At 68.8% G+C, this 25,015-nt stretch carries 24 protein-coding genes; 9 read left to right on the forward strand and 15 right to left on the reverse strand.

Features of this window, described 5'->3' with window-relative positions; translation table 11 throughout:
- Positions 1-54: 54 nt before the first annotated feature.
- Positions 55-2,664, reverse strand: a complete 2,610-nt coding sequence (gene clpB / locus YS110_08455) for an ATP-dependent chaperone ClpB (protein UJB64772.1) — start codon at positions 2,662-2,664, stop codon at positions 55-57.
- Between the two features lie 50 nt (positions 2,665-2,714).
- Positions 2,715-3,197 carry a molybdopterin synthase catalytic subunit MoaE gene (gene moaE / locus YS110_08460; protein UJB64773.1) on the reverse strand — a complete coding sequence of 161 codons (483 nt, stop codon included), beginning with the start codon at positions 3,195-3,197 and terminating at the stop codon, positions 2,715-2,717.
- A gap of 38 nt (positions 3,198-3,235) precedes the next feature.
- Here moaE and YS110_08465 point away from each other — a divergent pair, with 38 nt between their 5' ends.
- From YS110_08465 to YS110_08475, 3 genes are all read left to right on the forward strand, one after another.
- The gene (locus YS110_08465) at positions 3,236-3,556 is read left to right on the forward strand and encodes a hypothetical protein (GenBank protein UJB64774.1); all 321 of its coding nucleotides are present in this window, start codon (positions 3,236-3,238) and stop codon (positions 3,554-3,556) included.
- Between the two features lie 311 nt (positions 3,557-3,867).
- Entirely contained in the window at positions 3,868-4,395 is a 528-nt protein-coding gene (locus tag YS110_08470; protein UJB67403.1) for a cytochrome c oxidase subunit 3, read from the forward strand.
- Positions 4,392-4,691: a hypothetical protein gene (locus YS110_08475; GenBank protein ID UJB64775.1), complete on the forward strand. Its 300-nt coding sequence runs from the start codon at positions 4,392-4,394 to the stop codon at positions 4,689-4,691. Before YS110_08470 ends, YS110_08475 begins: the two co-directional genes overlap by 4 nt.
- Positions 4,692-4,693: 2 nt before the next feature.
- Here YS110_08475 and moaD read toward each other — a convergent pair whose 3' ends face one another.
- The 6 genes from moaD to YS110_08505 all read right to left on the reverse strand — a co-directional run bounded on the left by moaD (position 4,694) and on the right by YS110_08505 (position 10,887).
- Complete coding sequence (gene moaD, locus YS110_08480) at positions 4,694-4,966, reverse strand: molybdopterin converting factor subunit 1 (protein UJB64776.1); 273 nt, start codon at positions 4,964-4,966, stop codon at positions 4,694-4,696.
- Positions 4,963-6,198, reverse strand: coding sequence for a molybdopterin molybdotransferase MoeA (locus YS110_08485; GenBank protein ID UJB64777.1), 1,236 nt, complete (start codon positions 6,196-6,198; stop codon positions 4,963-4,965). The genes moaD and YS110_08485 overlap by 4 nt, the downstream gene beginning before the upstream one ends.
- Positions 6,195-6,737 (reverse strand): molybdopterin-guanine dinucleotide biosynthesis protein B, encoded by a 543-nt coding sequence (gene mobB, locus YS110_08490; GenBank protein UJB64778.1) that lies wholly within the window; start codon positions 6,735-6,737, stop codon positions 6,195-6,197. The genes YS110_08485 and mobB overlap by 4 nt, the downstream gene beginning before the upstream one ends.
- A gap of 73 nt (positions 6,738-6,810) precedes the next feature.
- The gene (locus YS110_08495; GenBank protein ID UJB64779.1) at positions 6,811-8,238 is read right to left on the reverse strand and encodes a threonine synthase; all 1,428 of its coding nucleotides are present in this window, start codon (positions 8,236-8,238) and stop codon (positions 6,811-6,813) included.
- On the reverse strand, positions 8,238-9,572 hold the full coding sequence (locus tag YS110_08500) for a homoserine dehydrogenase (protein UJB64780.1): 1,335 nt from the start codon (positions 9,570-9,572) through the stop codon (positions 8,238-8,240). The genes YS110_08495 and YS110_08500 overlap by 1 nt, the downstream gene beginning before the upstream one ends.
- Positions 9,573-9,612: 40 nt before the next feature.
- Entirely contained in the window at positions 9,613-10,887 is a 1,275-nt protein-coding gene (locus YS110_08505) for a pyridoxal phosphate-dependent aminotransferase (GenBank protein ID UJB64781.1), read from the reverse strand.
- Positions 10,888-11,018: 131 nt separating this feature from the next.
- Between YS110_08505 and YS110_08510 the strand changes: the two genes are divergently transcribed.
- From YS110_08510 to YS110_08525, 4 genes are all read left to right on the forward strand, one after another.
- Positions 11,019-11,393, forward strand: a complete 375-nt coding sequence (locus YS110_08510) for an Xcc1710-like domain-containing protein (GenBank protein UJB64782.1) — start codon at positions 11,019-11,021, stop codon at positions 11,391-11,393.
- A gap of 179 nt (positions 11,394-11,572) precedes the next feature.
- A complete protein-coding gene (locus YS110_08515) occupies positions 11,573-12,058 on the forward strand; it encodes a peroxiredoxin (protein ID UJB64783.1) in 486 nt (161 codons plus the stop codon).
- 138 nt (positions 12,059-12,196) lie between these two features.
- Positions 12,197-13,849: a PhoH family protein gene (locus YS110_08520; GenBank protein ID UJB64784.1), complete on the forward strand. Its 1,653-nt coding sequence runs from the start codon at positions 12,197-12,199 to the stop codon at positions 13,847-13,849.
- Positions 13,850-13,893: 44 nt separating this feature from the next.
- On the forward strand, positions 13,894-14,643 hold the full coding sequence (locus tag YS110_08525) for a GntR family transcriptional regulator (GenBank protein UJB67404.1): 750 nt from the start codon (positions 13,894-13,896) through the stop codon (positions 14,641-14,643).
- Positions 14,644-14,723: 80 nt separating this feature from the next.
- Here YS110_08525 and YS110_08530 read toward each other — a convergent pair whose 3' ends face one another.
- The 7 genes from YS110_08530 to YS110_08560 form a co-directional block, all read right to left on the reverse strand.
- On the reverse strand, positions 14,724-16,577 hold the full coding sequence (locus YS110_08530; GenBank protein UJB64785.1) for a hypothetical protein: 1,854 nt from the start codon (positions 16,575-16,577) through the stop codon (positions 14,724-14,726).
- Positions 16,578-16,600: 23 nt separating this feature from the next.
- Positions 16,601-16,966 (reverse strand): hypothetical protein, encoded by a 366-nt coding sequence (locus tag YS110_08535; GenBank protein ID UJB64786.1) that lies wholly within the window; start codon positions 16,964-16,966, stop codon positions 16,601-16,603.
- 258 nt (positions 16,967-17,224) lie between these two features.
- On the reverse strand, positions 17,225-18,268 hold the full coding sequence (locus tag YS110_08540) for an IPTL-CTERM sorting domain-containing protein (GenBank protein ID UJB64787.1): 1,044 nt from the start codon (positions 18,266-18,268) through the stop codon (positions 17,225-17,227).
- 113 nt (positions 18,269-18,381) lie between these two features.
- Positions 18,382-19,353 (reverse strand): hypothetical protein, encoded by a 972-nt coding sequence (locus tag YS110_08545; GenBank protein ID UJB64788.1) that lies wholly within the window; start codon positions 19,351-19,353, stop codon positions 18,382-18,384.
- Positions 19,354-19,467: 114 nt separating this feature from the next.
- A complete protein-coding gene (locus tag YS110_08550; protein ID UJB64789.1) occupies positions 19,468-20,292 on the reverse strand; it encodes a TatD family hydrolase in 825 nt (274 codons plus the stop codon).
- Between the two features lie 11 nt (positions 20,293-20,303).
- Positions 20,304-20,981 carry a lipoprotein-releasing ABC transporter ATP-binding protein LolD gene (gene lolD, locus YS110_08555; protein UJB64790.1) on the reverse strand — a complete coding sequence of 226 codons (678 nt, stop codon included), beginning with the start codon at positions 20,979-20,981 and terminating at the stop codon, positions 20,304-20,306.
- Positions 20,982-21,027: 46 nt separating this feature from the next.
- A complete protein-coding gene (locus tag YS110_08560; protein UJB64791.1) occupies positions 21,028-22,281 on the reverse strand; it encodes a lipoprotein-releasing ABC transporter permease subunit in 1,254 nt (417 codons plus the stop codon).
- Between the two features lie 79 nt (positions 22,282-22,360).
- Here YS110_08560 and YS110_08565 point away from each other — a divergent pair, with 79 nt between their 5' ends.
- Positions 22,361-23,287, forward strand: a complete 927-nt coding sequence (locus YS110_08565) for a phosphoglycerate mutase (GenBank protein ID UJB64792.1) — start codon at positions 22,361-22,363, stop codon at positions 23,285-23,287.
- Positions 23,284-25,008, forward strand: coding sequence for a single-stranded-DNA-specific exonuclease RecJ (recJ, locus tag YS110_08570; protein ID UJB64793.1), 1,725 nt, complete (start codon positions 23,284-23,286; stop codon positions 25,006-25,008). Before YS110_08565 ends, recJ begins: the two co-directional genes overlap by 4 nt.
- Positions 25,009-25,015: the final 7 nt, after the last annotated feature.

The following is a 25,015-nucleotide window of genomic DNA, read 5'->3' on the forward strand; positions in this document are numbered from 1 at the left end:
GGTGAAGCGGCGCAAGCGGGCCACACGGCCCGCTTGCGGCTTCGATGGTAGGGCTCAGCCCGCTGGGCGGGCTTCGCCGAATTGGAATACCCCCGGGTTCTTCACCGGATCGACGCCCACGGGAACCACGCTCTTGGGCTGGTAGCGCCCTTCCAGGAGCAGCTTGGACAGCGGGTTCTCGATGCGTTGCTGGATCGCGCGCTTGAGCGGGCGTGCGCCGAACACCGGGTCGAATCCGACCTTGGCCAGCTCTTCCAGCGCGGCGTCGGAGACATCGAGCGTCAGCTCCATGCGGGCCAGGCGCGCTTGCAGCATTTGCAGCTGGATGCGCGCGATGGCGGCAATGTGCCGGGCATCGAGGCCATGGAACACCACGGTTTCATCGATACGGTTGAGGAATTCGGGTCGGAAATGCTGCTTGAGTTCCCCCCACACCGCTTCCTTGATGTCGTCGCTGTCCTGCCCCACCATGGCCTGGATGAGGTGCGAGCCGATATTGCTCGTCATCACGATCACGGTGTTCTTGAAGTCCACGGTGCGGCCCTGGCCATCGGTCAGGCGGCCGTCGTCCAGCACCTGCAGCAGCACGTTGAATACGTCGGGGTGGGCTTTTTCCACCTCGTCGAGCAGCAGCACGCTGTAGGGTTTGCGACGCACGGCCTCGGTCAGGTAGCCGCCCTCTTCATAGCCCACATAGCCGGGCGGCGCGCCGATCAGGCGGGCCACGGAGTGTTTCTCCATGAACTCGCTCATGTCGATGCGCACCAGGTGCTCTTCGCTGTCGAACAGGAAGCCCGCCAGTGCCTTGCACAGCTCGGTCTTGCCCACGCCCGTGGGGCCGAGGAACAGGAACGAGCCCGTGGGGCGGTTCGGGTCCGACAGGCCCGAACGCGAGCGCCGGATCGCGTTGGCAACGGCGTTAATGGCTTCGTCCTGGCCCACCACGCGCTCGTGCAGCTTGTCTTCCATGTGCAGCAGCTTGTCTTTTTCGCCCTGCATCATCTTGCTGACCGGAATGCCGGTGGCGCGCGAGACGACCTCGGCGATTTCCTCTGCGCCCACCTGGGTGCGCAGCAGCCGGTTGGCATGCACCGCGCCGCCCTGGCCTTCTTCCTGGGCCTGGGCTTCCTTGAGGCGCTTTTCCAGCTCGGGCAGCTTGCCGTATTGCAGCTCGGCGACCTTGTTGAAGTCGCCCTTGCGCTTGAGTTCCTCAATCTGCAGCTTGACCTTCTCGACTTGCTCGCGCACCTGCTGGCTGCCCTGGGCCTGGGCTTTTTCGCTCTTCCAGATGTCTTCCAGGTCGGCAATCTCGCGCTGCAGCTTGGTGATTTCTTCCTCGATCAGCTGCAGGCGCTTTTGCGAGGCTTCGTCTTTTTCCTTCTTCACGGCTTCGCGCTCGATCTGCAGCTGGATCAGGCGGCGGTCCAGCTTGTCGATGGCCTCGGGCTTGGAGTCGATCTCGATCTTGATCTTGGCCGCGGCCTCGTCGATCAGGTCGATGGCCTTGTCGGGCAGGAAGCGGTCGGTGATGTAGCGGTTCGACAGCTCGGCCGCGGCGACGATGGCCGGGTCGGTGATCTCCACGCCGTGGTGCACCTCGTACTTCTCCTGCAGGCCGCGCAGGATGGCGATGGTGGCCTCCACGCTGGGTTCGTCCACCAGGATCTTCTGGAAGCGCCGCTCCAGCGCCGCGTCCTTCTCGATGTACTTGCGGTATTCGTCCAGCGTGGTCGCGCCCACGCAGTGCAGCTCGCCGCGCGCCAGGGCGGGCTTGAGCATGTTGCCCGCGTCCATCGCGCCCTCGGCCTTGCCGGCGCCCACCATGGTGTGCAGCTCGTCAATGAAAACGATGGTTTGCCCCTCATCCTTGGCCAGCTCGTTGAGCACGGTCTTCAGCCGCTCCTCGAACTCGCCACGGTACTTGGCGCCCGCGAGCAGCGCCGCCATGTCGAGCGAGAGCACGCGCTTGTTCTTCAGCGACTCGGGCACCTCGCCGGCCACGATGCGCTGCGCCAGCCCCTCGACGATGGCGGTCTTGCCCACGCCGGGCTCGCCGATCAGCACCGGGTTGTTCTTGCTGCGCCGCTGCAGCACCTGGATGGCGCGGCGGATCTCGTCGTCGCGGCCAATCACCGGGTCGAGCTTGCCCACGCGGGCGCGCTCGGTCAGGTCCAGGCAGTATTTCTTCAGCGCCTCGCGCTGGCCTTCGGCCTCGGGGCTGTCCATCTTCTGGCCGCCGCGCACGGCGTCGATGGCGGATTCCAGGCTCTTGCGCGTGAGGCCGTTGTCCTTGGCGATGCGCGCGGCCTCGCCCTTGCCGTCGGCCAGCGCGAGCAGGAACAGCTCGCTGGCGATGAACGGGTCGCCGCGCTTGATGGCTTCCTTCTCGGTGGCCTGCAGCAGCCGCGCCAGGTCGGGGCCGACCTGCACCTGCTCCTGGCCTTCGACCTGGGGCAGGCGCTTGACGGCATTTTCCACCGCCGTCTGCATGGCCCCCACGTTGGCCCCGGCGCGCTGCAGCAGCGCGCGCGGGCCGTCCTCCTGGCGCAGCATGGCGGCCAGCAGGTGCAGCGGGTCGATGTAGGCGTGGTCGTTGCCCAGCGCCAGGGATTGGGCGTCGGCCAGGGCTTCCTGGAACTTGGTGGTGAGCTTGTCGATTCGCATGGTGTAAAAAACCTCCAACTGCTGAATAGATAGGCCACCCGCGCGGTTTTTCAACCCGCCATCGGCGGCAATTGCAGGCCCCAGCGCGCCAGGGCCGCGTCGTCGCTCACGCGCGCGTCGACCCAGCGCGCGCCCTGCGGCGTCTGTTCCTTCTTCCAGAACGGTGCCTGGGTCTTGAGGTAGTCCATGAGAAATTCGCAGGCCTGGAAGCTCTCGCCGCGGTGCGCGCTGGTGACGGCCACGAGCACAATCTGCTCCAGCGGCTGCAGCAGCCCCACGCGGTGGATGACACGCACGCCGTAGAGGGCAAAGCGCGCCAGCGCCGCGTCGATCATGGCCTCGATGGACTTCTCGGTCATGCCGGGGTAGTGCTCCAGCTCCATGCTGGCGACGGCGTCGCCCTCATTGCGGTCGCGCACGGTGCCGACGAAGCAGCACACGGCGCCCACGCGCGCGTCCTGCGCGCGCAGCGCGGCCAATTCGGCGGACACGTCGAAGTCCTGGGTCTGGATGGAAACGCGGGGCTGGGTCATGGCGGTTATTCTCGGCCATTCCACCGCTGCGCCACGCCATGCAAGACGACCACCAGATTTTCCTGCCGCCCTCGTTCACCGCGCTCTACAGCGACGCGCGCGGCCGCCTGCGGGCCACGGCGGCGCAACTGTGCGCGCGCTACGAGCTGTGCGAGGACCTGGCGAACCACCTGGTCGAGCAGGCGCAGCAGCTCTACCACGGCGCCGTGCCGTCGGAGGAAGAGGTCTTGCGCCGCATCCACGCGGGGCTGGCGGGCGCAGAGTCGGGCGTGACGCCGCCCGAGGCGCGCTGGATCACGCTGCGGCTGGCCGAGCTGCTGCAGTGGCGCAGCCCGGAACTGCCAGGCGGGGTGGACTGAGCCCGGGAGCCGTTCCTGCCGGCGGCATGGTTTTCAAGAAAACGCAGCAAACTGGTATGGTATTTTCCGCTCCCTCTGCTCCTTACGCGGCAGACGTGGTAGCGGCATAGTCACCGGCACCGTCCGTGAACCGCTGGCATCGCGCACCCGCAATCAGCCGCTCCCTCTCCCCGCACAGAACACATACCCCGATGACGACCTGCACGCTTTCACCGGATGGGCTGGCCGCGCCGCCCACGCCGCTCGCCCCGCCCGGGCAGGAGACCACCTACGCCCCCCTGCGCGACATGCAGCGCCCGGGCTACAAGGCGATGTGGATCGGCATCTGCCTCGAATGCCTGGAGTTCACGGTGTTCTTCGCCGTCTACTTCACCGCGCGCTGGCACTACCCGCAGGCGTTCCAGGAGGGGCCGACGCGCCTGTCCACGCTCAGCGGCCTGTGCATCACCCTGGCCATGGTCAGCAGCGGCTTCATGCTCACGCGCGTGGTGCACCACCTGGAAGCCGGGCGGCGCCAGCGCGCCACCGCCTGGATGGCTGCGGCCCTGGCCACGGGGCTGCTCTACCCGGTGCTGAAGATTTTCGAGTGGCAGTGGAACCTGGCGCAGGGGCTGGACGCGAGCGCCGGCATCTTCGTGGTGGTGTACTACTACCTGACCATCAACCACTTCATCCACGCCTGCTGGGGCCTGATGGGCATGGCCTGGGTCCTGGTCGGCCTGTGCGCTGGCGGCTACGGCGCCGACGACTGCCGGGGCCCGCAGGCGCTGGCCATCTACTGGCACGCCACCGACCTGGTGTGGCTCATGATTTTTGCCCTGTTCTACGCCTTCGTATGAAAACCCTGCTCACACGCCTGCCCATCGGCACGACCACGCTCGCCTGGCTGCTGCTGTGCGCCCTGTCGGTGCTGAGCGTGGCGCTGGCGGCGGGGCCGCACAGCGGACTGCCGCGCCTGGCGCTGGCGCTGCTCGTCGCCGCCGTCGCCTGGGTCAAGGCGCGCATTCTGCTGCGCCACTACCTGGAGGCGCAGCGCGCCGGTCCGGTCTTTGCACGCCTGCTGCAAGGCTTTGCCTGCCTGGCCCCGCTGGGGCTGGCGGTGTCGGCCTGGCACGAGTTCCTGCGGGCGGCCTAGCCCTAACCTCCGGTTACGGGCGGGAAAAACGCCACTTCGGCGCCTTCGGGCAGCGGCACCGCCTCCTCGCTCAGTTCCTGGTTCAGCGCCATGCGCACCGCGCGCCCGGGCGCCAGCACCTCGGCGTAGGCACCGCCGCGCGCCAGCAGCTCCTGGCGCAGCGCGCCCAGGGTGGCGGCCGGGGTGTCCAGGGTTTCGCCGCCCTGGCCCAGGGCCTCGCGGATGGAGGCGAAGTAGCGCACCGTGACGCGCTTGCACAGGTTCTGGTCGGTCATGCCAGCAGCCCTCCAAAGGGGATGAAGCGCACGCTGTCGCCGCGCGCGATGGCCTGGCCGGGCGGGTTGTCCACCACGCCATCGCCCCAGACGGTGGACGTGAGCACACCCGAACTCTGGTTGGCGAAGCGTTCCAGGCACCCGTCGGCATTCAGGCGCACGCGCAGGAATTCGCGGCGTTTATCGGCCCGGGGCCAATCGAAGTCTGCGCGGGCAGCTATGGTTTTTGGAGCAACGTCGTGCACGCCCTGCAGCCGCAGCAGGAAGGGCCGCACCAGCACGGCGAAGGTCATGAAGCACGACACGGGGTTGCCCGGCAGCCCCATGAAGTGCGCCGCGCCCGCGGCGCTTTCCACGCGGCCGTAGGCGAAGGGCTTGCCGGGCTTGATGGCGATCTGCCACAGGTCGAGCCGCCCCAGCGCCTGCACGGCGGGCTTGACGTGGTCTTCCTCGCCCACCGAGACGCCGCCGCTGGTCAGGATCAGGTCGTGCCCCTGCGCGGCGGCGCGCAGCGCGGCGACGGTGGCGTCGAGCCGGTCGGGCACGATGCCCAGGTCGGTCACCTCGCAGCCCAGGCGCTGCAGCAAGGCGCGCAGGAAGAAGCGGTTGCTGTTGTAGATGGCGCCGGGCGGCATGCGCTCGGGCGGCACCTCGCCGGGCATGGCCAGTTCGTCGCCGGTGGAGAACAGCGCCACGCGCGGGCGCCGCGCCACCTCCAGTTGCGCCAGGCCGATGCTGGCGGCCAGCCCGAGCGCGGCGGGCGTGAGGCGCGTGCCCGCGGCCAGCACCGTGGCGCCGCGCGCGATGTCCTCGCCCGCGCGGCGGATGTGCTGGCCGGGCCGGTGCGCGCCGTGCACACGCACGCGGCCGTCCTCCAGCACCTCGCAGTCTTCCTGCATCACCACGGCATCGGCCCCCGCGGGCACGGGTGCGCCAGTGAAGATGCGCGCCACCGTGCCCGGCTGCAGCGGCGCGCCCACGCTGCCCGCCGGAATGCGCTGGGACACCGGCAGCACGGCGCCGGGCGCCGCCACGTCGGCGCAGCGCAGCGCGTAGCCGTCCATGGCGCTGTTGTCCAGCGGCGGCACCTGCAGCGGCGAGACGGCATCGCGCAGCAGCACGCGGCCATCGGCGTCGAAGGTGGCGACGGTGTCGCCCTGCGCCAGCGGCGCGGCCTGCGCGAGCAGCTGGGCCAGGGCGTCGTCGAGGGACTGCAGCGGAGGGCGTGTCATGGCGATTCCTTGGGATAATCGAAGCACGCGCCATGGGCGATGAGCCAGTCGGCCAGCGGCGCGGGCGCGTTCAGGTCGAGCACGGGCTGGCGCGGCGGCTGCGGCAGGCGCGCGGGCGCGTCGGTGGCCACGGCGGCGACGAAGGGGTCGTGCGGGTACAGCACGGGCCACGGCGGCTGGCCGGGCGCGGGAGCGCGCCAGACCTCGATCTTGGGCAGGGGCGCGTCCTTGAAGCCTTCGACCAGCACCCAGTCGGCGCGCGCGTCGAGCCGGGCCAGCAGGGCGTGCACGTCGGGCTCGTGCGGCTGGTCGTATTCGCGCAGCAGGGCCAGGCGCATGTCGGAGGCCAGCAGCACCTCGTTGGCGCCGGCCTGGCGGTGGCGCCAACTGTCCTTGCCGGGGTGGTCGATGTCGAAGCGGTGGTGCGCATGCTTGATGACCGACACGCGCAGCCCGCGCCCGCGCAGGCAGGCGATGAGCTGCTCCACCAGCGTGGTCTTGCCGGAGCCGGAGAACCCGGCAAAGCCGGCGACCTTCATCCTGCGCTCCTCGAATGAGAGCTGCTTGCGCTTTCCCAGCAAGGGCTGGAGGCCGATTTGACCATTAATCCCATCATCCGCTGCAATGCGCGGCGATGTAGGCCTTGACCTGCTGCGCGTCGGCCGGCAGGACCTGCACGCGCTTGGGCAGCGCCTCGATGCCCTCGAACCTGGCCGGGCGCTCGGGCGCGCGGCCCAGCGCCTCCTCGATGGTGGCGGCGAACTTGATGGGCAGGGCCGTTTCGAGCACCACCATCGGCTCGGCCCCACGGTGTTCGCGCGCCACCTTCACGCCGTCGGCGGTGTGGGTGTCGATCATCTGGCCGAAGCGCTCCCAGGTGTCGCGGATGGTGGCCAGGCGGTCGGCATGCTGGCTCTTGCCGCTCTCGAAACCGTAGCGCGCGGCGGCCTGGGCGAAGCGCGGGTCGGCGCCGAGGTCGAAGCGCCCGTCGCGCGCCAGCGCATCGCCGAACAGCGCGCGCGTGGCCTCGGCGTCGCGGCCCAGCAGGTCGAACACGAAGCGCTCGAAGTTGCTGGCCTTGCTAATGTCCATCGACGGGCTTGACGTTTCGTGCGTGTCGCTGCTGGCGCGCACGCGGTACACGCCGGTGCGGAAGAATTCGTCGAGCACGTCGTTCTCGTTCGTCGCCACCACCAGCCTGGCGATCGGCAGGCCCATCATGCGCGCCACGTGGCCCGCGCAGATGTTGCCGAAGTTGCCGCTGGGCACGGTGAAGCTGACCTGCTGGGCATTCGACTGGGTTGCCTGGAAGTAACCGGCGAAGTAGTACACCACCTGCGCCAGCAGGCGCGCCCAGTTGATGGAGTTGACGGTGCCGATCTTGTAGCGGCGCTTGAACTCCAGGTCGTTGCTGACGGCCTTGACGATGTCCTGGCAGTCGTCGAACACGCCCTCGACGGCGATGTTGTGGATGTTCTCGTCCTGCAGGCTGAACATCTGCGCCTGCTGGAACGGGCTCATGCGGCCGTGCGGGCTGGTCATGAACACGCGCACGCCCTGCTTGCCGCGCATGGCGTACTCGGCCGCGCTGCCGGTGTCACCGCTGGTGGCGCCGAGGATGTTGAGCTGCGCGCCACGGCGGGCCAGCTCGTACTCGAACAGGTTGCCCAGCAGTTGCATGGCCATGTCCTTGAAGGCCAGCGTGGGGCCGTTGGACAGGGCTTCGAGCCACAGGCCGTCTTCGAGCGGGCGCAGCGGCACGATGGCCGCCGTGCCGAACACCTCGGCGGTGTAGGTCTTGGCACACAGGGCGCGCAGGTCCTCGGCCGGAATGTCGTCGATGTAGAGCGACAGGATCTGGAACGCCAGTTCCGCGTAGCCCTGGGTCTGGTAGACCGTGCGCAGCGCACCCAGGCGTTCACTGCTGATCTGCGGGTAGTGCTCCGGCAGGTACAGGCCGCCGTCGGGCGCCAGGCCTTCGAGCAGGATGTCGCAAAAGCGCTTGCGTTCGGGGTGGCCGCGCGTGGAAAGGTATTGCATCAGTTCAGCTCCTCCTTGCGGATGCGCGTGATCGGCGCCAGCACCGTGGGCAGCGCCTGCATCTGGGCGATCACGGCGTCCATGGTGCCCTCGCGCGTGTCGTGCGTGAGGATGATGAGGTCGGTCTGCGTCGAGCCCTCGCCGCCCACTTCGTCGGCCTCGCGCTGCAGCACGGCGTCGATGCTCACGCCGGCCTCGGCCAGCAGGCCCGTGACCTTGGCCAGCACGCCGGCCTGGTCGGCCACGCGCAGGCGCAGGTAGTAGCTGGTCACCACCTCGCTCATGGGCAGCACGGGCAGCTGGTCCATGGCCTGGTCCAGCGTGTGCGGCTGGAAGGCCAGGTGCGGCACGCGGTGCTCGGGGTCGGCAGTGTGCAGGCGCGTGATGTCCACCAGGTCGGCGATCACGGCGCTGGCCGTGGGCTCGCTGCCCGCGCCCTTGCCGTAGTACAGCGTGCTGCCCACGGCGTCGCCCTGCACCACCACGGCGTTCATGGCGCCTTCCACGTTGGCGATCAGGCGTTTGGCCGGCACCAGGCTGGGGTGCACGCGCAGCTCCACGCCCTTGTCGGTGCGCTTGGAGATGCCCAGCAGCTTGATGCGGTAGCCGAGTTGCTCGGCGTAGCGGATGTCGGCGGCGGCGAGCTTGGTGATGCCTTCCACGTAGGCCTTGTCGAACTGCACCGGAATGCCGAAGGCGATGGCGCTCATGATGGTGGCCTTGTGCGCGGCGTCCACGCCCTCGATGTCGAAGGTCGGGTCGGCCTCGGCGTAGCCCAGGCGCTGGGCTTCCTTGAGCACCACGTCGAAGTCCAGGCCCTTGTCGCGCATCTCGGACAGGATGAAGTTCGTCGTGCCGTTGATGATGCCGGCCAGCCACTGGATGCGGTTGGCCGTCAGGCCCTCGCGCAGCGCCTTGATGATCGGGATGCCCCCGGCCACGGCGGCCTCGAAGGCCACCATCACGCCCTTGGCCGAGGCGGCGGCGAAGATCTCGGTGCCATGCACCGCCAGCAGCGCCTTGTTGGCGGTGACCACGTGCTTGCCGGCGGCAATGGCTTCGAGCACCAGCGCCTTGGCCACGCCGTAGCCGCCGATGAGCTCGATGACGATGTCGATCTCGGGGTTGGCGATCACTTCGCGCGCATCGCCCACCACGCGGATCTTGTCGCCCACGATGGAGCGCGCGCGCCCGGTGTCCAGGTCGGCCACCATGGCGATCTCGATGCCGCGGCCCGCGCGGCGGCGGATCTCTTCCTGGTTGCGCTGCAGCACGTTGAACACGCCGCTGCCCACGGTGCCAATGCCCAGCAGGCCGACTTGGATGGGTTTCATATCAGTTTTACCAGTCAAAAATGGCTGAAACGCTTGCCAGTCAAGCGCTAGCAGCTATAAAAAAATGAGTTTTGGAGGCCGTTAACGCAGCCTGGGCGTGGCGCTGCCGGTAGGTGGCGAGGAAGCCCGCCAGGCGCCCGATGGCCTCGCGCAGGTCGTCCTCGTGCGGCAGGAAGACGATGCGGAAATGCTGGTTGTCCGGGTAGTTGAAGCCCGAGCCCTGCACCAGCATCACGCGCGTGGCGCGCAGCACTTCCATGAAGAACTGCCGGTCGTCGGCAATGGGGTACATGGCCGGGTCGAGGCGCGGGAACATGTACAGCGCCGCCTGCGGCTTGACGCAGGTGACGCCGGGAATCTGCGTGATGAGCTCGTAGGCCAGGTCGCGCTGGCGGCGCAAGCGCCCGCCGGGCTTGACCAGGTCGTGGATGCTCTGGTAGCCGCCCAGCGCGGTCTGGATGGCCCACTGGCCCGGCACGTTGGAGCCGAGCTTGAGGTTGGCCAGCATGTTCAGGCCCTCGATGTAGTCGCGCGCGTCCGCCTTGGGGCCGGAGAGCACCATCCAGCCCGCACGGTAGCCGCACGAGCGGTAGGCCTTGGAGAGCGAATTGAACGTGAGCGTGAGCACGTCGGTGGAGAGGCTGGCCATCGAGGTGAACTGCACGCCGTCGTACAGCACCTTGTCGTACACCTCGTCCACCAGCAGCACCAGGCCATGCTCGCGCGCGATCTGGAGGATGCCCTTGAGCAGCTCCACGGGGTAGAGCACGCCGGTCGGGTTGTTCGGATTGATGACGACGATGCCGCGCGTGCGCGGCGTGATCTTGGCGCGCATGTCGTCCAGGTCGGGCAGCCAGCCCGCGTCCTCGTCGCAGCGGTAGTGCACCGGCGAGCCGCCCGAGAGCGACACGGCCGCCGTCCACAGCGGGTAGTCGGGCATGGGCACGAGCAGTTCGTCGCCGTCGTCGAGCAGCGCATTGGTCGCCATCACGATCAGCTCGCTGGCGCCGTTGCCCAGGTAGATGTCGTCCAGCGTCACGCCCGCGATGCCGAGCTGCTGGGTGTAGTGCATCACCGCCTTGCGCGCGGCGAAGATGCCCTTGCTGTCGGAATAGCCCGCCGAGTTGGGCAGGTTGCGGATCATGTCCTGCTGCACTTCCTCGGGCGCATCGAAGCCGAACGGCGCCATGTTGCCGATGTTCAGCTTGATGATCTTCTGGCCTTCGTCCTCCATCTGCTTGGCCGCGTCCACGATGGGGCCGCGGACATCGTAGAGGACATTGTTGAGCTTGGCGGATTTGCGGACGGTCTTCATGCGCGTATCGATGAGAACAAGGGCACTGCCCAGCGGGCAGCATGCGGCGGTGAAACTTATAATTTGACCACATTTCACCCGCGCACCCGGGCGGCGCCCGCCCGCCGGGCCGCGCCACCGCCCGCCGCACCATGAAGCTCCAGCCCGACCCGTCCAGCGCCCACTCCATCAGCGGCTACGGCCCCGGCTGGGTGGCCGTGGGACCCGAGAAGATCCACCACAGCATCGTCCTCGGCCCGGACGGCCTGCGCCAGCCGTGGGATTGCGAACGCTTCGAGGATCTCACGCCCGCGCACTTCGCCCGGCTGGCCGAAATCGACGCGGAAATGGTGCTCTTCGGCAGCGGCCCGCGCATCCGCTTCGTGCCGCCCGCCTGGCTGGCGCCGCTGATGCAGCGGCGCATGGGCCTGGAAACCATGGACACGGCCGCCGCCTGCCGCACCTACAACTTCCTGCTGGGCGAAGGCCGCCGGGTGGCGGTGGCCCTGCTGCTGCCGTCGCCCTGAGCCCGAGGTGGGCACTACCACGCCTTTTCCCTGCGCACGGCGCCGGCACGATCTGCCCAATGCGAGCCTTCCGTGGGTTTCGGGGTAAAATCACGGATTGCGGCCGGGGCAACCTAAAACAATAACACACCCACTTCCCCGGTTTTTTCTACGACATTTCCAGCAGAGATTCGGACCCTATGGCGATCGTTGTCAACAAACCCCTCCCAGAATTTGAAGCCAACGCGACCGGCGGAATCAAGGTCTCCAACACCTCCCACCAGGGCCAGATTCTGGTGCTGTACTTCTACCCCAAGGACAACACCCCGGGTTGCACCACCGAGGCCATGCAGTTCCGCGACAAGTACAAGGACTTCGTGAAGGCCGGCGCGGCGGTGTTCGGCGTCTCGCGCGACAATATGAAGTCGCACGACGACTTCAAGGAAAAGCTCGAACTGCCCTTCGAGCTGATCGCCGACACCGAGGAAAAGATGTGCCACATGTTCGGCGTGGTCAAGAACAAGATCATGTACGGCAAGAAGGTCAAGGGCATCGAGCGCAGCACCTTCCTGGTCGGCCCCGACGGCCTGCTGGTGCAGGAATGGCGCGGCCTGAAGGTGCCCGGCCACGTGGACGAGGTGCTCAAGGCCGTGAAATCGCTCAAGGCGCTGAAGAAAGCTGCCTGACGGGCGTCACGGGGGCTGTGCATAATGGCACGCTGATGCAGCACCAGAACAAGCCGCTCCCCTCCCGCACACGACAAGCCGCCCGGTTCGCCCGGCGGCTTTTTGTTTTCTGAACCGCCTCTGGAAGCCTCCCCGACCATGCCCCTGCCCCCCGCCCCGACCCAGCGCGCCGCCCGCCTGCCCGAGCAAGCCTTCGCCGCCGCCCCGTCCACGGCCCGCAAGGCCACGGCGCGCACGGCACAAACGCCCCGCGCCAAGCCCGCGCCCGCCACGGCCCGCCCCGTGAGCGCCGCGCCCGTAGTTGCCAAGGCCACGCCCCAGCCCGCCACCCGGCCCGCAGCCAAGACCGCCGCAGCGCCCCAAGCCGCCGCCGCCCGCCCGCGCAAGGCCCGCGCCAGCGGCCCCGCCAAGCTCTTCGTGCTCGACACCAACGTGCTGCTGCACGACCCGACCAGCCTGTTCCGTTTCGAGGAGCACGACATCTTTCTGCCGATGATCGTGCTGGAGGAGCTCGACGCACACAAGAAAGGCATGACCGAGGTGGCGCGCAACGGCCGCCAGGTCAGCCGCTCGCTCGACGCGCTGGTGGCCACCCAGGGCGCCGACATGGGCAAGGGCATCGCGCTCGACGCCACGGGCCAGCGCGCCGCCACCGGCAAGCTGTACTTCCAGACCGCGCCGCTGGACTACCAGCTGCCCACCAGCCTGCCGCAAGGCAAGGCGGACAACCAGATCCTCGGCGTGGTCGAGGCGCTGCGCGCCCAGTACGCGCCGCGCGAAGTGGTGCTGGTGTCCAAGGACATCAACATGCGCGTCAAGGCGCGCGCCCTGGGCCTGCCCGCCGAGGACTACCAGAACGACAAGGCGCTGGAAGACGACGACCTGCTGTACGCGGGCGCGCTCGCCCTGCCGCCGGACTTCTGGAACAAGGCCGGCAAGAACGTGGAGAGCTGGCAAAGCGGCGCGCACACCTACTACCGCATCAGCGGCCCGCTGGTGGCCGGGCTGATGATCAACCAGTTCGTCTACTTCGAGGCGCCGGGCGAGCCCAGCCTGTACGCGCGCGTAACCGAGATCCGCGACAAGACCGCCGTGCTGCAGACCCTCAAGGACTACGGCCACGCCAAGAACGCCGTCTGGGGCGTGACCACGCGCAACCGCGAGCAGAACTTCGCCATGAACCTGCTCATGGACCCGGACGTGGACTTCGTCACCCTCACCGGCACCGCCGGCACGGGCAAGACGCTGCTGACCCTGGCCGCAGGCCTGACGCAGGTGCTGGACGAGCGCCGCTACAGCGAGATCATCATGACCCGCGCCACGGTGAGCGTGGGCGAGGACATCGGCTTCCTGCCCGGCACCGAGGAGGAGAAGATGGGCCCGTGGATGGGCGCGCTCGACGACAACCTCGAGTTCCTCGCCAAGGGAGACGGCGGCAACCCCGGCGAATGGGGGCGCGCCGCCACCAACGACCTGATCCGCAGCCGCATCAAGATCAAGAGCATGAACTTCATGCGCGGGCGCACCTTCATGGACAAGTTCGTCATCATCGACGAAGCGCAGAACCTGACCCCGAAGCAGATGAAGACCCTGATCACGCGCGCCGGCCCAGGCACGAAGATCGTCTGCATGGGCAACCTGGCGCAGATCGACACGCCCTACCTGACCGAAGGCTCGTCGGGCCTGACCTTCGCGGTGGACCGCTTCAAGGGCTGGCCGCACAGCGGCCACATCACGCTGGCGCGCGGCGAACGCTCGCGCCTGGCGGATTTCGCCAGCGAAGTGCTGTAACGGTGACGGACAAGGCAAAGGCAGGCAAGCCGCCCACGCTCGCCCTGCCTGCGGGCATCCGAGGCATTGCACTGTCCGAGGAGCAGCCTGCGCCGTTCTATGTGCAGTTGCAGCGCCAGCTCCAGGCCTTGATCGTCAGCGGTGCCCTCAGTGAAGGCAGCCACCTGCCCTCCGAGCGCGACCTGGCCGATGCGCTCAAGGTCAGCCGCACCACCGTCAAACGCGCCTACGACGCGCTGCGCGAAGCTGACGTGATTGCCAGCGGCCACGGGCGCGGCGGCACTGTGGTCAAGCGCACACCGCGCGTCAGCCCGGTCATGTCGCGCCTCAAGGGCTTCACCGAGGAAATGCAGGAGCTGGGCATGGAGCCATCGACCCGCCTGCTGGGACTGCAGGTGGTGCACGAGCGCACCATCGCCAGCATCTTCGCCCGCCCCTCGCACGCACCGCTGCTGCACGTGCGCCGCCTGCGCCTGGGCAACGGCGCGCCCATGTCGCGCGAACTGGCGTGGTACGACCTCACCCTGGCCCCCCAGCTCGAAGACTGGAACGGCGAAGGCTCCATCTACGCCTGGCTGCGCGAGCGTTGCGGCATCCACATGGCCGGCGCCGAGCAAAGCATCGAGGCCGTCATGAGCAGCACGGATGAGATGGAAGCCTTCGGCTTCGACGCCCCCATGCCCTGCCTGCTCATCAAGCGCAAAAGCCTGGATGCCGAGGGGCGTATGGTCGAGTACGTGGAAGGCAGCTTTCGCGGGGACGCCTATGCCTACCGGGTCAACCTGACGACATAGCGCCCCGAAACATTCATGATGAAAATAGCCTCTAGCGCTTATACAAAAAGCGCAAGAAGCTATTGTTTAAATAGCAAACCTCACTCCGCCACCAGCCGGTAGCGGTATTCAAACAAGCGCCCGTTCCATGGCACCTGCACATACCAGGGCTTGCCCGCGCCGCCTGCGGCGATCACGTCGTTGATATAGACCTTGTCGGCGGGCTGCGGGTTTTGCTTGCCATTGGTGCTGCCGCCCGCCTTGGTGCGGTACATGGCGATGTAGGCGGTATGGATGTTCACGTGGTCGCTCTCGCGCACCTGGCTGGCCTTGATGGGGAAGGCGCGCTCGGTGTCGGCTTTGTTGACGTCGACCTGGCCGTTGAACTCGCGCGCCGGGCCGCAGTCGGCATTGCCCTGGTCCCACCAGCAAATGCTGTGGTGCGGGCGGCCGCGCAGATCAAAAATCTCCCGCCCACCCACCACGGCGTTGACCGTCTGGCGAGTGCCAAACTTGACCACCTCGTTGCGGTTGCCGCCGCTGACGGATTTGCCTGCATCGGGCATGGACTGGTGCTCGCGCGCGTTGACGTTGCGGATTTGCTCCAGCGTCACCTTGAGCGTCATGTCGTCCTGCACGCAATTGTTCACGGGCACGTTGTCGGTAGCGCTTTCGGAGCGCACCAATTCATTGTTCATGTTGACGAACTGGTAGCGGATGGGCTGCGCGTTCTCCATGTTGGCGCTGGCAAAGTACGCCTTGAGCCAGCCATCCACCTGCTCGATGCTGGTAGGTGCTGCCTTGGATATGTTGCCCACGTCGTACATGCGGATGCTGCTGCTGCCGCTGAAGGTGCGGCTGCCCGCCTTGGCACTGGCCTCGGCCTTGGCCACGAAGTTGCTGTACGAGGCGGTAGCCGATGCAAACTCCGACTCGCTGCGCGTCTGGGTCTTGATTGCCAGCAGCACGCGGTGGCCGTAGGTCACGTTGCCCAGCATGATCTTGTCGCCCTTTCGGGCGTCTTCGGGGTTGACGAAGATGCCCTCGCTGGACGGCATGGCGCTAATGGTGAACATCTCCTGCGTCGCGTCGACCAGTATCTGGCGCTCCTCCCTGGCGCTGTTGCTCTCGTAGGCGGCGCTCACCTTCACGCCATAGGCGGCGGCACTGCCTGACAGCGCCAGCAGCGCCTCCGCACCGCTGTGCAGTTCCTGAATGTCCATGCTGGCGGACTGCTTGTTGCCGCTTTTCGGGGGCAGGCGGTTGCGCAACTGCAGCGCCGCCTCGTTTAGCGTGGACATGTCGGGCTGGTCCACGTCGATGTAGGACGCGGGGCCGCCACCGCCCGCACGCGCCAGCCCGCCGCCGGGCGCAGCCATGCCGGTCACGTTGGGCAGCGACAGCCGCACTGGATGGCGCGGCGCAGCGGATGGGGCCATGCGCCCGCTGAAAAAGCTGTCGAAGTCATACACCAGCCCCGGCAGCAAGCGTGTGGCCTGCCCGCTTTGCGAGACGGATTTGAACGAGTCGTCGTCCAGCGACACCCGCACCGTGGCGTTGCGGCACACCAAGCCGTCTTTGTAGGTAGGCGGCTCCTCCTTGCGCTGCACGCCGCCTTTGCTGCCAGCGCCCTGGCGCATGGCGTTGTGCAGCGGACTGAGCATCAGTGTCGTCTTGACCTTGTGGCCGTCCACCGTCTTCTCATACGACGGATTGCGCGGAATGGGCACCTTGGTGCGCAAAGGCGCAGAAGAAAACGTGCCGGCCCGCTGCAAGTTGGCCACCTGCCCGGACGAAAGCGTTTTCTTGTCCGGCTCGGCGGGCTTTATCTCCACCCGCTTTTGCAATTGAACCTGGGTTTGCCCCTGCGCCGCACAGCACAGGGCCAGCAGGGCTACTGCTGCCACCGCGCCAGACTGTGTCAGGCGGGCGATGCCGTATTGCCGAACTTTCATGGAAACCTCATTTGGTTGATTTTTCATTCGCTTGGTTTCGGCATCTCTGCACGCATCCGTCCCGCATATTCCTTGCCGGGATGGACCCACAGAATGCGCACAATCCGCACCCGCCGGTCAAACTCCCGCTGCGGCAGCGACAAGACCACCTTGCAATGCGCATCCAGCGCGGCCACATCGGGCATGCGCACAAAACGCAGCCGCGACAGATCCTTTTCCAGCCGGTACAGCCGTTGACCATCCAGTTCAAGCTCGTAAATTGCCACCGGCGGCGTATGTGCATCCATTTTTTCCGGTGCAATCGCGGCCTGGAGGCAGGGCGGAATGTCGCCAGTGGAGCTGTCGCTGGCATTGGCCATCGTCACGCACCCCATCAAAAGCGCGGACAAGGCCGCTGCAAAAACACAGGCAGAGCGCAAGCGCCGCATCGCCATCGCCTTGCCCTCAACGCCCCACGCCCGGGATGGCGCCGCACATCGGGCTACACAGCCAACGAATACACCCCATCACCGGGTGCACCGACAAACCCCGGATCGGGCATCCAGTCGGCCTGCGCCCGCGCCAGACCCGGCCCAGCGTGCGCATCCAGGGCCAGAACTTCAAGCCCAATTGGCCTCCAGCCTTTATGCAGAAAGCGCAAGAAGCTATCATTTTGATACTCTCTTGCCGGCACGCCGCCAGCCCGCCGCACCCAGCGCCGCCGCCAGCAGGCCCAGCGCCCAGGGCGCATCCACGGGCACGGGCTGCACGCTGCCCGCGACCGCAGGCGCCACCCAGGTCAGCGTCACGGAGCCGTTTCCACCTGCACTGCCACTCCCCGCCACCACACCGCCATTGGTATAGGGGGTACAGGCACCAGCAGGGAAAGAACTGCCGCCGCCGCCACCGCCATCCAACTGGGCGTAGCTGGAGCCTCCACCTCCACCGCCTGCGTACCCGCTGCCGCCGCCACCGCCACCGCCCGTATCGGCAGTGTTGAGGGCGCCGCGGCCGCCCATGCCATAGGCCGCGACGGCACTACTGCTGGCGAACGAGCCGCCGTTGTTGGCCCAGGCAATACCCCTGCCGCCGTCGCCCCCCGGCCCGCCGCTGAAGGCGGAGCCGCTGGCACCAGCCGTTCCGCTGGCGCCGCCCGTGCTGGCCGCGCCGCCCGCCCCGCCGCCGGGCCGGCCGCCTTGCCCGCCTTGGCCGGAGAACACCGGGTTGGCTCCGCCGGCGGAACCATCGCCGCCGCACCCGTGGCCGCCCGCACCGTCGGCACCAGTCGCCCCGCCGCCACCGCCACCGCCCGCCACCGCCAGCCAGTCAGTCGGCGTGTGCACGAACGATGCCGCGCCTCCGCCACCGCCCCTGCGGGGAATGCCGCCCCCGCTGCCGCCGCCACCGCCCACGGTGATGTGCAAGGTGCTGCCCGGCGTGACCGCCACGGCTGCGGCCTGCACGCGCCCGCCTGGCCCGCCAGCACCGCCAGCCGTGAAGGGGCCTGTGGCTGCTGCGCTGGCGCCACCGCCGCCGCCCATCAGTTCCAAGTCGATCTGGGTAACGCCCGCTGGCACCACCCAGGTGTAGCCGCCCGGCGTGTTCCAAGTCTGCGTAGCCGCCAAGCCCGTGCCCGCGGTGGCAGCAGCCGCCAGAACCAGGCTGGCGCGCACCGGTGCGTGGGCCAGAAGATGGAATGGAGTTTTGCGCATGTGTTTTCTTCCAATGTTTTTGGATACTTTTAAGGATACCAAAAAACCCATAAAGCATCAAAACCATGCACAAACTTTCGAGAAAAAATCCCCTATTGGATTTTTTGGATATCTCAAGACGCCAGCAAAGCATCCACGGCGCCCTGATGCGGCAATGCATCCAGGATGCCGTTGCAACTGGCAGCCAGCGCGCCGCAGGCATTGGCGGCGCGCAGCGCCTGGGCCATGGGCTTGCCGAGTGCCAGCGCGGCGCACAGCCCTGCGGCGAAGGCATCGCCCGCGCCGATAGGCTGGCTGGCATTCACGCGGCGGCCCGCCTCGCACAGCACGGCGCCGCTGCGCGCATGGGCGACGCAGCCCTGTGCGCCCAGGGTAATGACGAGCCACTGCCCTGGCCACTGGCTCCACAGCAAGCGCGGCAGCGGGTTCAATAAGTCATTGGGAGCGTGACCGGGCGCACCGTGCTGCGAGCAGCCCAGGTGGCGCAGCAAAGCCGCCGCCTCCTTGCGGTTGACCACGAGGATGCTGGCCGCCGCCAGCAGTTCGTCGCAGCAGCCCTGCGGCCAGGGCGAGGGATTGAGCACGGTGGCGGCGCCGCCCGCCTGGGCCATGCGCAGCGCATCGGCCACCAACGGCAGGGGCGCTTCGCACTGTGCATAGGCCACGGCAGCCTGCTGAATGCAATGCGCGGCAAGGCGCAGTTCGCGCGCGCCCAGCAGGGCATTGGCGCCGGGATGGACGGTGACGGTGGTCTCGCCCTGCGCACCGGTCAGCCCGCAGCCCTGACCGGAATGCGGCCCCAAGCGGTGGACATGGGCGGCATCCAGCCCTTCGCGTGCGAGCCGTTGCAGCAGGGCATCGCCCGCCGCGTCGTGGCCCACGGCCATGAGCAAGTCCACCGCGGCGCCCAGCCGATGCGCCCCCAGCGCCACGGCGAGGCCCTTGCCCGCGCATTCGCGCACGTAGCTGCTCGCCTGCTGGCTCTCGTCACGGCCTGGCAGCCGGGCCACGGTCCAGCAATGGGCTTCGACGAAACTGCCGATGACGAACAACCGGCGCCGGGGCGCGTCAGGAAGATATGGCATGACAAAAGCATACCAATTCAAAACCAAGCACCCTGGTGGACGCGCGCACGACACCAGACGCTCTCGAAAAAGGAGCATTCAGTGCTTTCTGCATAAGGGCTGCAGGCCAAAAACTCATGTAACCAGCACACCCACCTTGGGCAGCGCGGCCACTGCACTGGCACGGGTGCGCGCAGCCCAGTGCGCCGGGGCCAGCCCGCGCAGCGCCGCCACTTCTGCGCCGATGCGCGGCAGCTCGGCCGGGCTGTTGCGCCCCTGGGGCAGGCCCGCCGCGCGCTCGGCGGCGGTGCGGTAGAGCCAGTGCGGCGGAATGTCGGGCGCGTCGGTTTCCATGACGATGGCGTCTTCCGGCAGCGCCTGCGCCAGGCGGCGCAGTTGCAGGGCGCGCTCGTAGGTCACGGCGCCGCCGAACCCGAGCTTGAAGCCCAGGGCGATGAACGCCTGCGCCTGCTGCACGCTGCCGTTGAAGGCATGGGCGATGCCGCCGCGCACCGGCACTTCGCGCAGGCCCTTGAGCAAGCGGTCGGCCGAGCGGCGCACGTGCAGGATCACCGGCAGGCCAAAGCGCCGCGCCAGCTGCAGCTGCGCGCGATAGAAGCGCCACTGGCGCGCGGGGTCGAGGCCGGGCACGAAGCCGTCGAGCCCGATCTCGCCCACCGCGACCAGACGCGGGTCGGCCTGGTGCCGCGCCAGCGCGGCGGCCAGCGCCTCCAGGTCTTCGTCGGCGGCCTGCGGCGTGTAGAGCGGGTGGATGCCCAGGGCGTAGCTGTCGCCATGGCGGTGCGCAAGCTGGCGCACCGCGTCCCACTGGGCTCGCTCCACGGCCGGGATGACGCAGTGCGCCACGCCCGCCGCGCGCGCCTGGGCGCGCACGGCGTCCACGTCGGGGGCGAACTCGGGCGCGTCGAGGTGGCAGTGGGTGTCGATCCAGCCGGGCATGGGCTGCGGGCCTACCCCAGCCGCCCTTCCACCAGCCGCAGCACGCGGTCGCAGCGCGCGGCCAGGGTTTCGTCGTGCGTCACCAGCACGAAGGCCGTGCCCTGCTCGCGCGCCAGGCGCAGCATGAGCTGGAACACGTTGTCGGCCGTGCTGCGGTCAAGGTTGCCGGTGGGCTCGTCGGCCAGCACGCAGGCCGGGCGCGAGACCAGCGCGCGCGCGATGGCCACGCGCTGGCGCTCGCCGCCCGAGAGCTCGGCGGGGCGGTGCTGCACGCGCTCGGCCAGGCCCACGGCGGCCAGCATCTGCTGGGCTTCGCGCAGGCAGTCCTCGTACGGCTGGCGCCGGATGCGCAGCGGCATGGCCACGTTGTCGATGGCGCTGAACTCGGGCAGCAGGTGGTGGAACTGGTAGATGAAGCCCAGGTGCGCATTGCGCAGCCGCCCCTGCTCGGCGGGCGCCAGCGCGTGCAGGTTGTGGCCCAGCAGCTGCACGCTGCCGCTGCTGGGCGCATCGAGCCCGCCCAGCAGGTGCAGCAGCGTGCTCTTGCCCGAGCCCGAGGCGCCGACGATGGCCAGCGTCTCGCCCCGGCGCACCTGCAAGTCCACGCCCTGCAGCACGCGCACGTCGAGCCGCCCTTCGGTGAAGCGCTTGGCCAGGCCCTGGGCCTGCAGCACCACGCCGGAATTCATGCCATTTTGGCCCTGGGCGCTTACTGGGTTTGCGTTGGAAGCTACGTTATTCATAGCGAAGGGCCTCCGCCGGGTTGACGCGGCTGGCGCGCCAGCTCGGATACAGGGTGGCCACGAAGGCCAGCACCAGCGAGATGACGGCGATCGGCACGATGTCGCTGCTTTGCGGGTCGCTGGGCATCTTGCTGATGAGGTAGATGTCCTTGGGCAGGAAGCTGGCGTTCAGCGCGCGCTCGATGGCCGGCACGATGACGTCGATGTTGAACGCGATGCCCAGCCCCAGCAGCAGCCCGGCCAGGGTGCCGATGACGCCCACCATGGCCCCCTGCACCACGAACACGCCCATGATGCTGCGCGGGCTCGCGCCCAGGGTGCGCAGGATGGCGATGTCGGCGCGCTTGTCGGTCACGGTCATGACCAGGGTGGAGACGAGGTTGAACGCCGCCACCGCCACGATGAGCGTGAGGATGATGAACATCATGCGTTTTTCCAGCTGCACGGCGGCGTACCAGGTGCGGTTCTGCTGCGTCCAGTCGCGGATCAGGAGGTGGCCGGTCAGCGTGTCGGCCAGTTCGCGCGCCACCATGGGGGCGTCGTGCAGGTTCTGCAGCTTCAGGCGCACGCCCGTCGGCCCTTCGAGCCGGAACAGGCGCTCGGCATCCTCGTGGTGCAGCAGCACCAGGGCGGCGTCGTATTCGTAGTGGCCGGAGTTGAAGGTGCCGGCCACCGTCATCTGCTTGAGGCGCGGCACCACGCCCGCGGGCGTGACCTGGCCGCCCGGGGCGATGAGCGTGACCAGGTCGCCCGTGCGCACGCCCAGCTGGCGCGCCAGCTCGATGCCCAGCACCACGCGGAAGGCGCCGGGCTCCAGTTGGCGCAGCACGTCGGCGTTGGCGGCGGCCAGGTCGGTCACCTCGCCCTCGCGCGCCGGGTCGATGCCACGCACCAGCGCGCCCTTCATGTCCTCGCCGCGCGCCAGCAGCGCCTGGGCGGCCACGAAGGGCGCCGCGCCCACCACCGCCGGGTTGCGCCGCGCCTCGGCCAGGGTCTGCGCCAGGTCGGGCAGCGCCGCCCCGCCGGGGGCGAAGATCTCGATGTGCGAAACCACGCTGAGCATGCGGTCGCGCACTTCTTTCTGGAAGCCGTTCATCACCGACAGCACGATGATGAGCGCAGCCACCCCGAGCGCGATGCCCAGCATGGACACGCCCGAGATGAACGAGATGAAGCCGTTGCGCCGCGTGGCGCGGCCCGCACGGGTGTAGCGCCAGCCCAGGGCCAGCTCGTAGGGAATTTGCATGGTGTGGATCTGATTCGCCCCCGCGAACGTACTGGCGATCCGGGGCGCGCCGATTGTGGCATCCCGGACAATACCGCCCATGCCCGATTCCCCCCATTTGCTGATCCCCTGGGCCATCGCCCAGGCCGAGGGATGCCAGCAGGCCCTGCCGGCCCTGGCCCTGCCCCAGCTCGACAGCCTGCTGGCGCGCCTGGCTCCCACCGGCGGCGAAGCCGGCGACGAACACGATTACGGCCCCCCGCACGAACGCGCGCTGGCGCAGGCGCTGGGCCTGCCCGCCGGCGCCACGCCCTGGGCCGCCTGGGAAGCCGCCGACACCACGCAGCCCTGCGCCTGGATCACCCCCTGCCACTGGAAGGCCGGCGCCGACCAGATCCACATGCTGCCGCCCGAGGCGCTGGCGCTGGCCGAGGCCGAATCGCGCGCCCTGCTGGCGCTGCTGGCGCCCTGGTTCGCCGAGGACGGCATCACCCTGCACTACGCGCAGCCGCTGCGCTGGCTGGCGCGCGGCAGCGCCTTCGCGGGCCTGGAAACCGCCGCGCTCGACCGCGTGCAGGGCCGCGACGTGCGCCACTGGATGCCCCGGGGCCCGCACGAGCGCCTGCTGCAGCGCCTGCACAGCGAGGTGCAGATGCTGCTCTACACCCACGCCTTCAACGACGCGCGCACGGCGCGCGGGCAATTGCCCGTCAACGCCATCTGGGTGCACGGCGCGGGCGCGCTGGTGCTGCCCCCCATCGCCGCCGCGCCCCCGCAGGTGGACCAGACCCTGCGCGACGCCGCGCTGCGCATGGACTGGACGGCCTGGGCGGCGGCCTGGCGGGCGCTCGACAGCGGCCCCGTGGCGCGGCTTGCCGCGCAGGCGGCGCGCGGCGCACCCGTGCAGCTGACGCTGTGCGGCGAGCGCGCCTTCCTGCAGTGGCGCAGCGCACCACGCTCCCTGGGCCAGAAGATTCAAAGCATTTTCCGGCCCCAACGCTTTACCAGCTTGCGCGAGCAGCTATGAAAATAATAGTCAGAGACACCCCGCCCCGCAGCACCTGGGCGCTGGAACAGGCCGGCATCCACCCGCTGCTGGCGCGCCTGTACGCCGCACGCGGCGTGTGCACGCCCGGCGAGCTGGACGACGCCCTGGCGCGCCTGCTGCCGCCCGCCACGCTGCACGGCACGCCGGAGGCGGCGCGGCTGCTGGCCGACGCCATCGCCAGCGGCCAGCGCATCGTCATCGTGGCCGACTACGACTGCGACGGCGCCACCGCCTGCGCCGTGGCCGTGCGCGGCCTGCGCCTGCTCGGCGCGCGCCACGTGGACTACCTGGTGCCGGACCGCGTGGTGGACGGCTACGGCCTGACCCCGCCGATCGCGCGCCGCGTGCACGCGCGCGGCGCCGACCTGCTCGTGACCGTGGACAACGGCATCGCCAGCGTGGAAGGCGTGCGCGAGGCCAAGGCGCTGGGCCTCGCGGTGCTGGTGACCGACCACCACCTGCCCGGCCCCGAACTGCCCGCGGCCGATGCCATCGTCAACCCCAACCAGCCCGGCTGCACCTTCGAGAGCAAGGCCCTGGCCGGCGTGGGCGTGGTGTTCTACGTGCTGCTGGCGCTGCGCGCCGAGCTGCGCGCGCGCGGCGCCTTCGACACGGCCAGCCAACCCCGGCTGGAGCCGCTGCTGCCGCTGGTGGCGCTGGGCACCGTGGCCGACGTGGTGCGGCTGGACGCGAACAACCGCCGTCTGGTGGCCCAGGGCCTCAAGCGCGTGCGCGCCGGTGCCCTGCCCGCAGGCATGGCGGCGCTGTTCACCGCCGCCGGGCGCAAGGCCGGGCAGGCCACCACCTTCGACTTCGGCTTCGCGCTGGGGCCACGCATCAACGCTGCCGGGCGCCTGGCCGACATGACGCTGGGCATTGAATGCCTGCTCACCGACGACCCGGCGCGCGCGCTGGAGCTGGCGCGCCAGCTCGACGCCATCAACCGCGAGCGCCGCGAGATCGAGGGCGGCATGCGCGAGCAGGCCATGCTGATGGCCGAGAGCCTGTTCGATGAAAGCGAAGCCCCTCCGCCCGCCGTGAGCGTGTTCGACCCCGACTTCCACGAGGGCGTGGTGGGCATCGTGGCCAGCCGCATCAAGGACAAGCTGCACCGCCCGACCTTCGTCTTCGCGGCCAGCAGCGCGCCGGGCAAGAAACACGAGCTCAAGGGCTCGGGCCGCTCCATCGCCGGCTTTCACCTGCGCGATGCGCTCGACCTCGTGGCCAAGCGCCACCCGGGCGTGGTGCTGAAATTCGGCGGCCACGCCATGGCGGCGGGCTGCACCGTGGCCGAGGCGCATTTCGACACCTTCGAGCGCGCCTTCGCCCAGGTGGCGCAGGAGTGGCTGGACGCCGCCACGCTGACGCGCCGCCTGGAAACCGACGGCCCGCTGGCGCCCGAGTACCTGCGCGCCGACCTGGTGGACCTGCTGGCGCGCGAGGTCTGGGGCCAGGGCTTCGCCCCGCCGACGTTCAGCGAGGAGCTGGAGGTGCTGAACCAGCGCCTGGTGGGCGAGGGCAAGAACCACCTCTCGCTCAAGCTGCTGCACCGGGGCCAGCCGGTGGACGGCATCTGGTTCGGCCACACCGAGCCGCTGCCGCGCCAGGCGCTGCTGGCCTTCCGGCTCGACGTGAACGAGTGGCGCGGCGAGCGGCGCGTGCAGTTGGTAGTCGAGGGCGTGGAGGTAAACACCCCCTGAGTCGCCT

Origin of the sequence: Acidovorax sp. YS12, assembly GCA_021496925.1 — a bacterium.
Classification (GTDB): domain Bacteria; phylum Pseudomonadota; class Gammaproteobacteria; order Burkholderiales; family Burkholderiaceae_C; genus Paenacidovorax.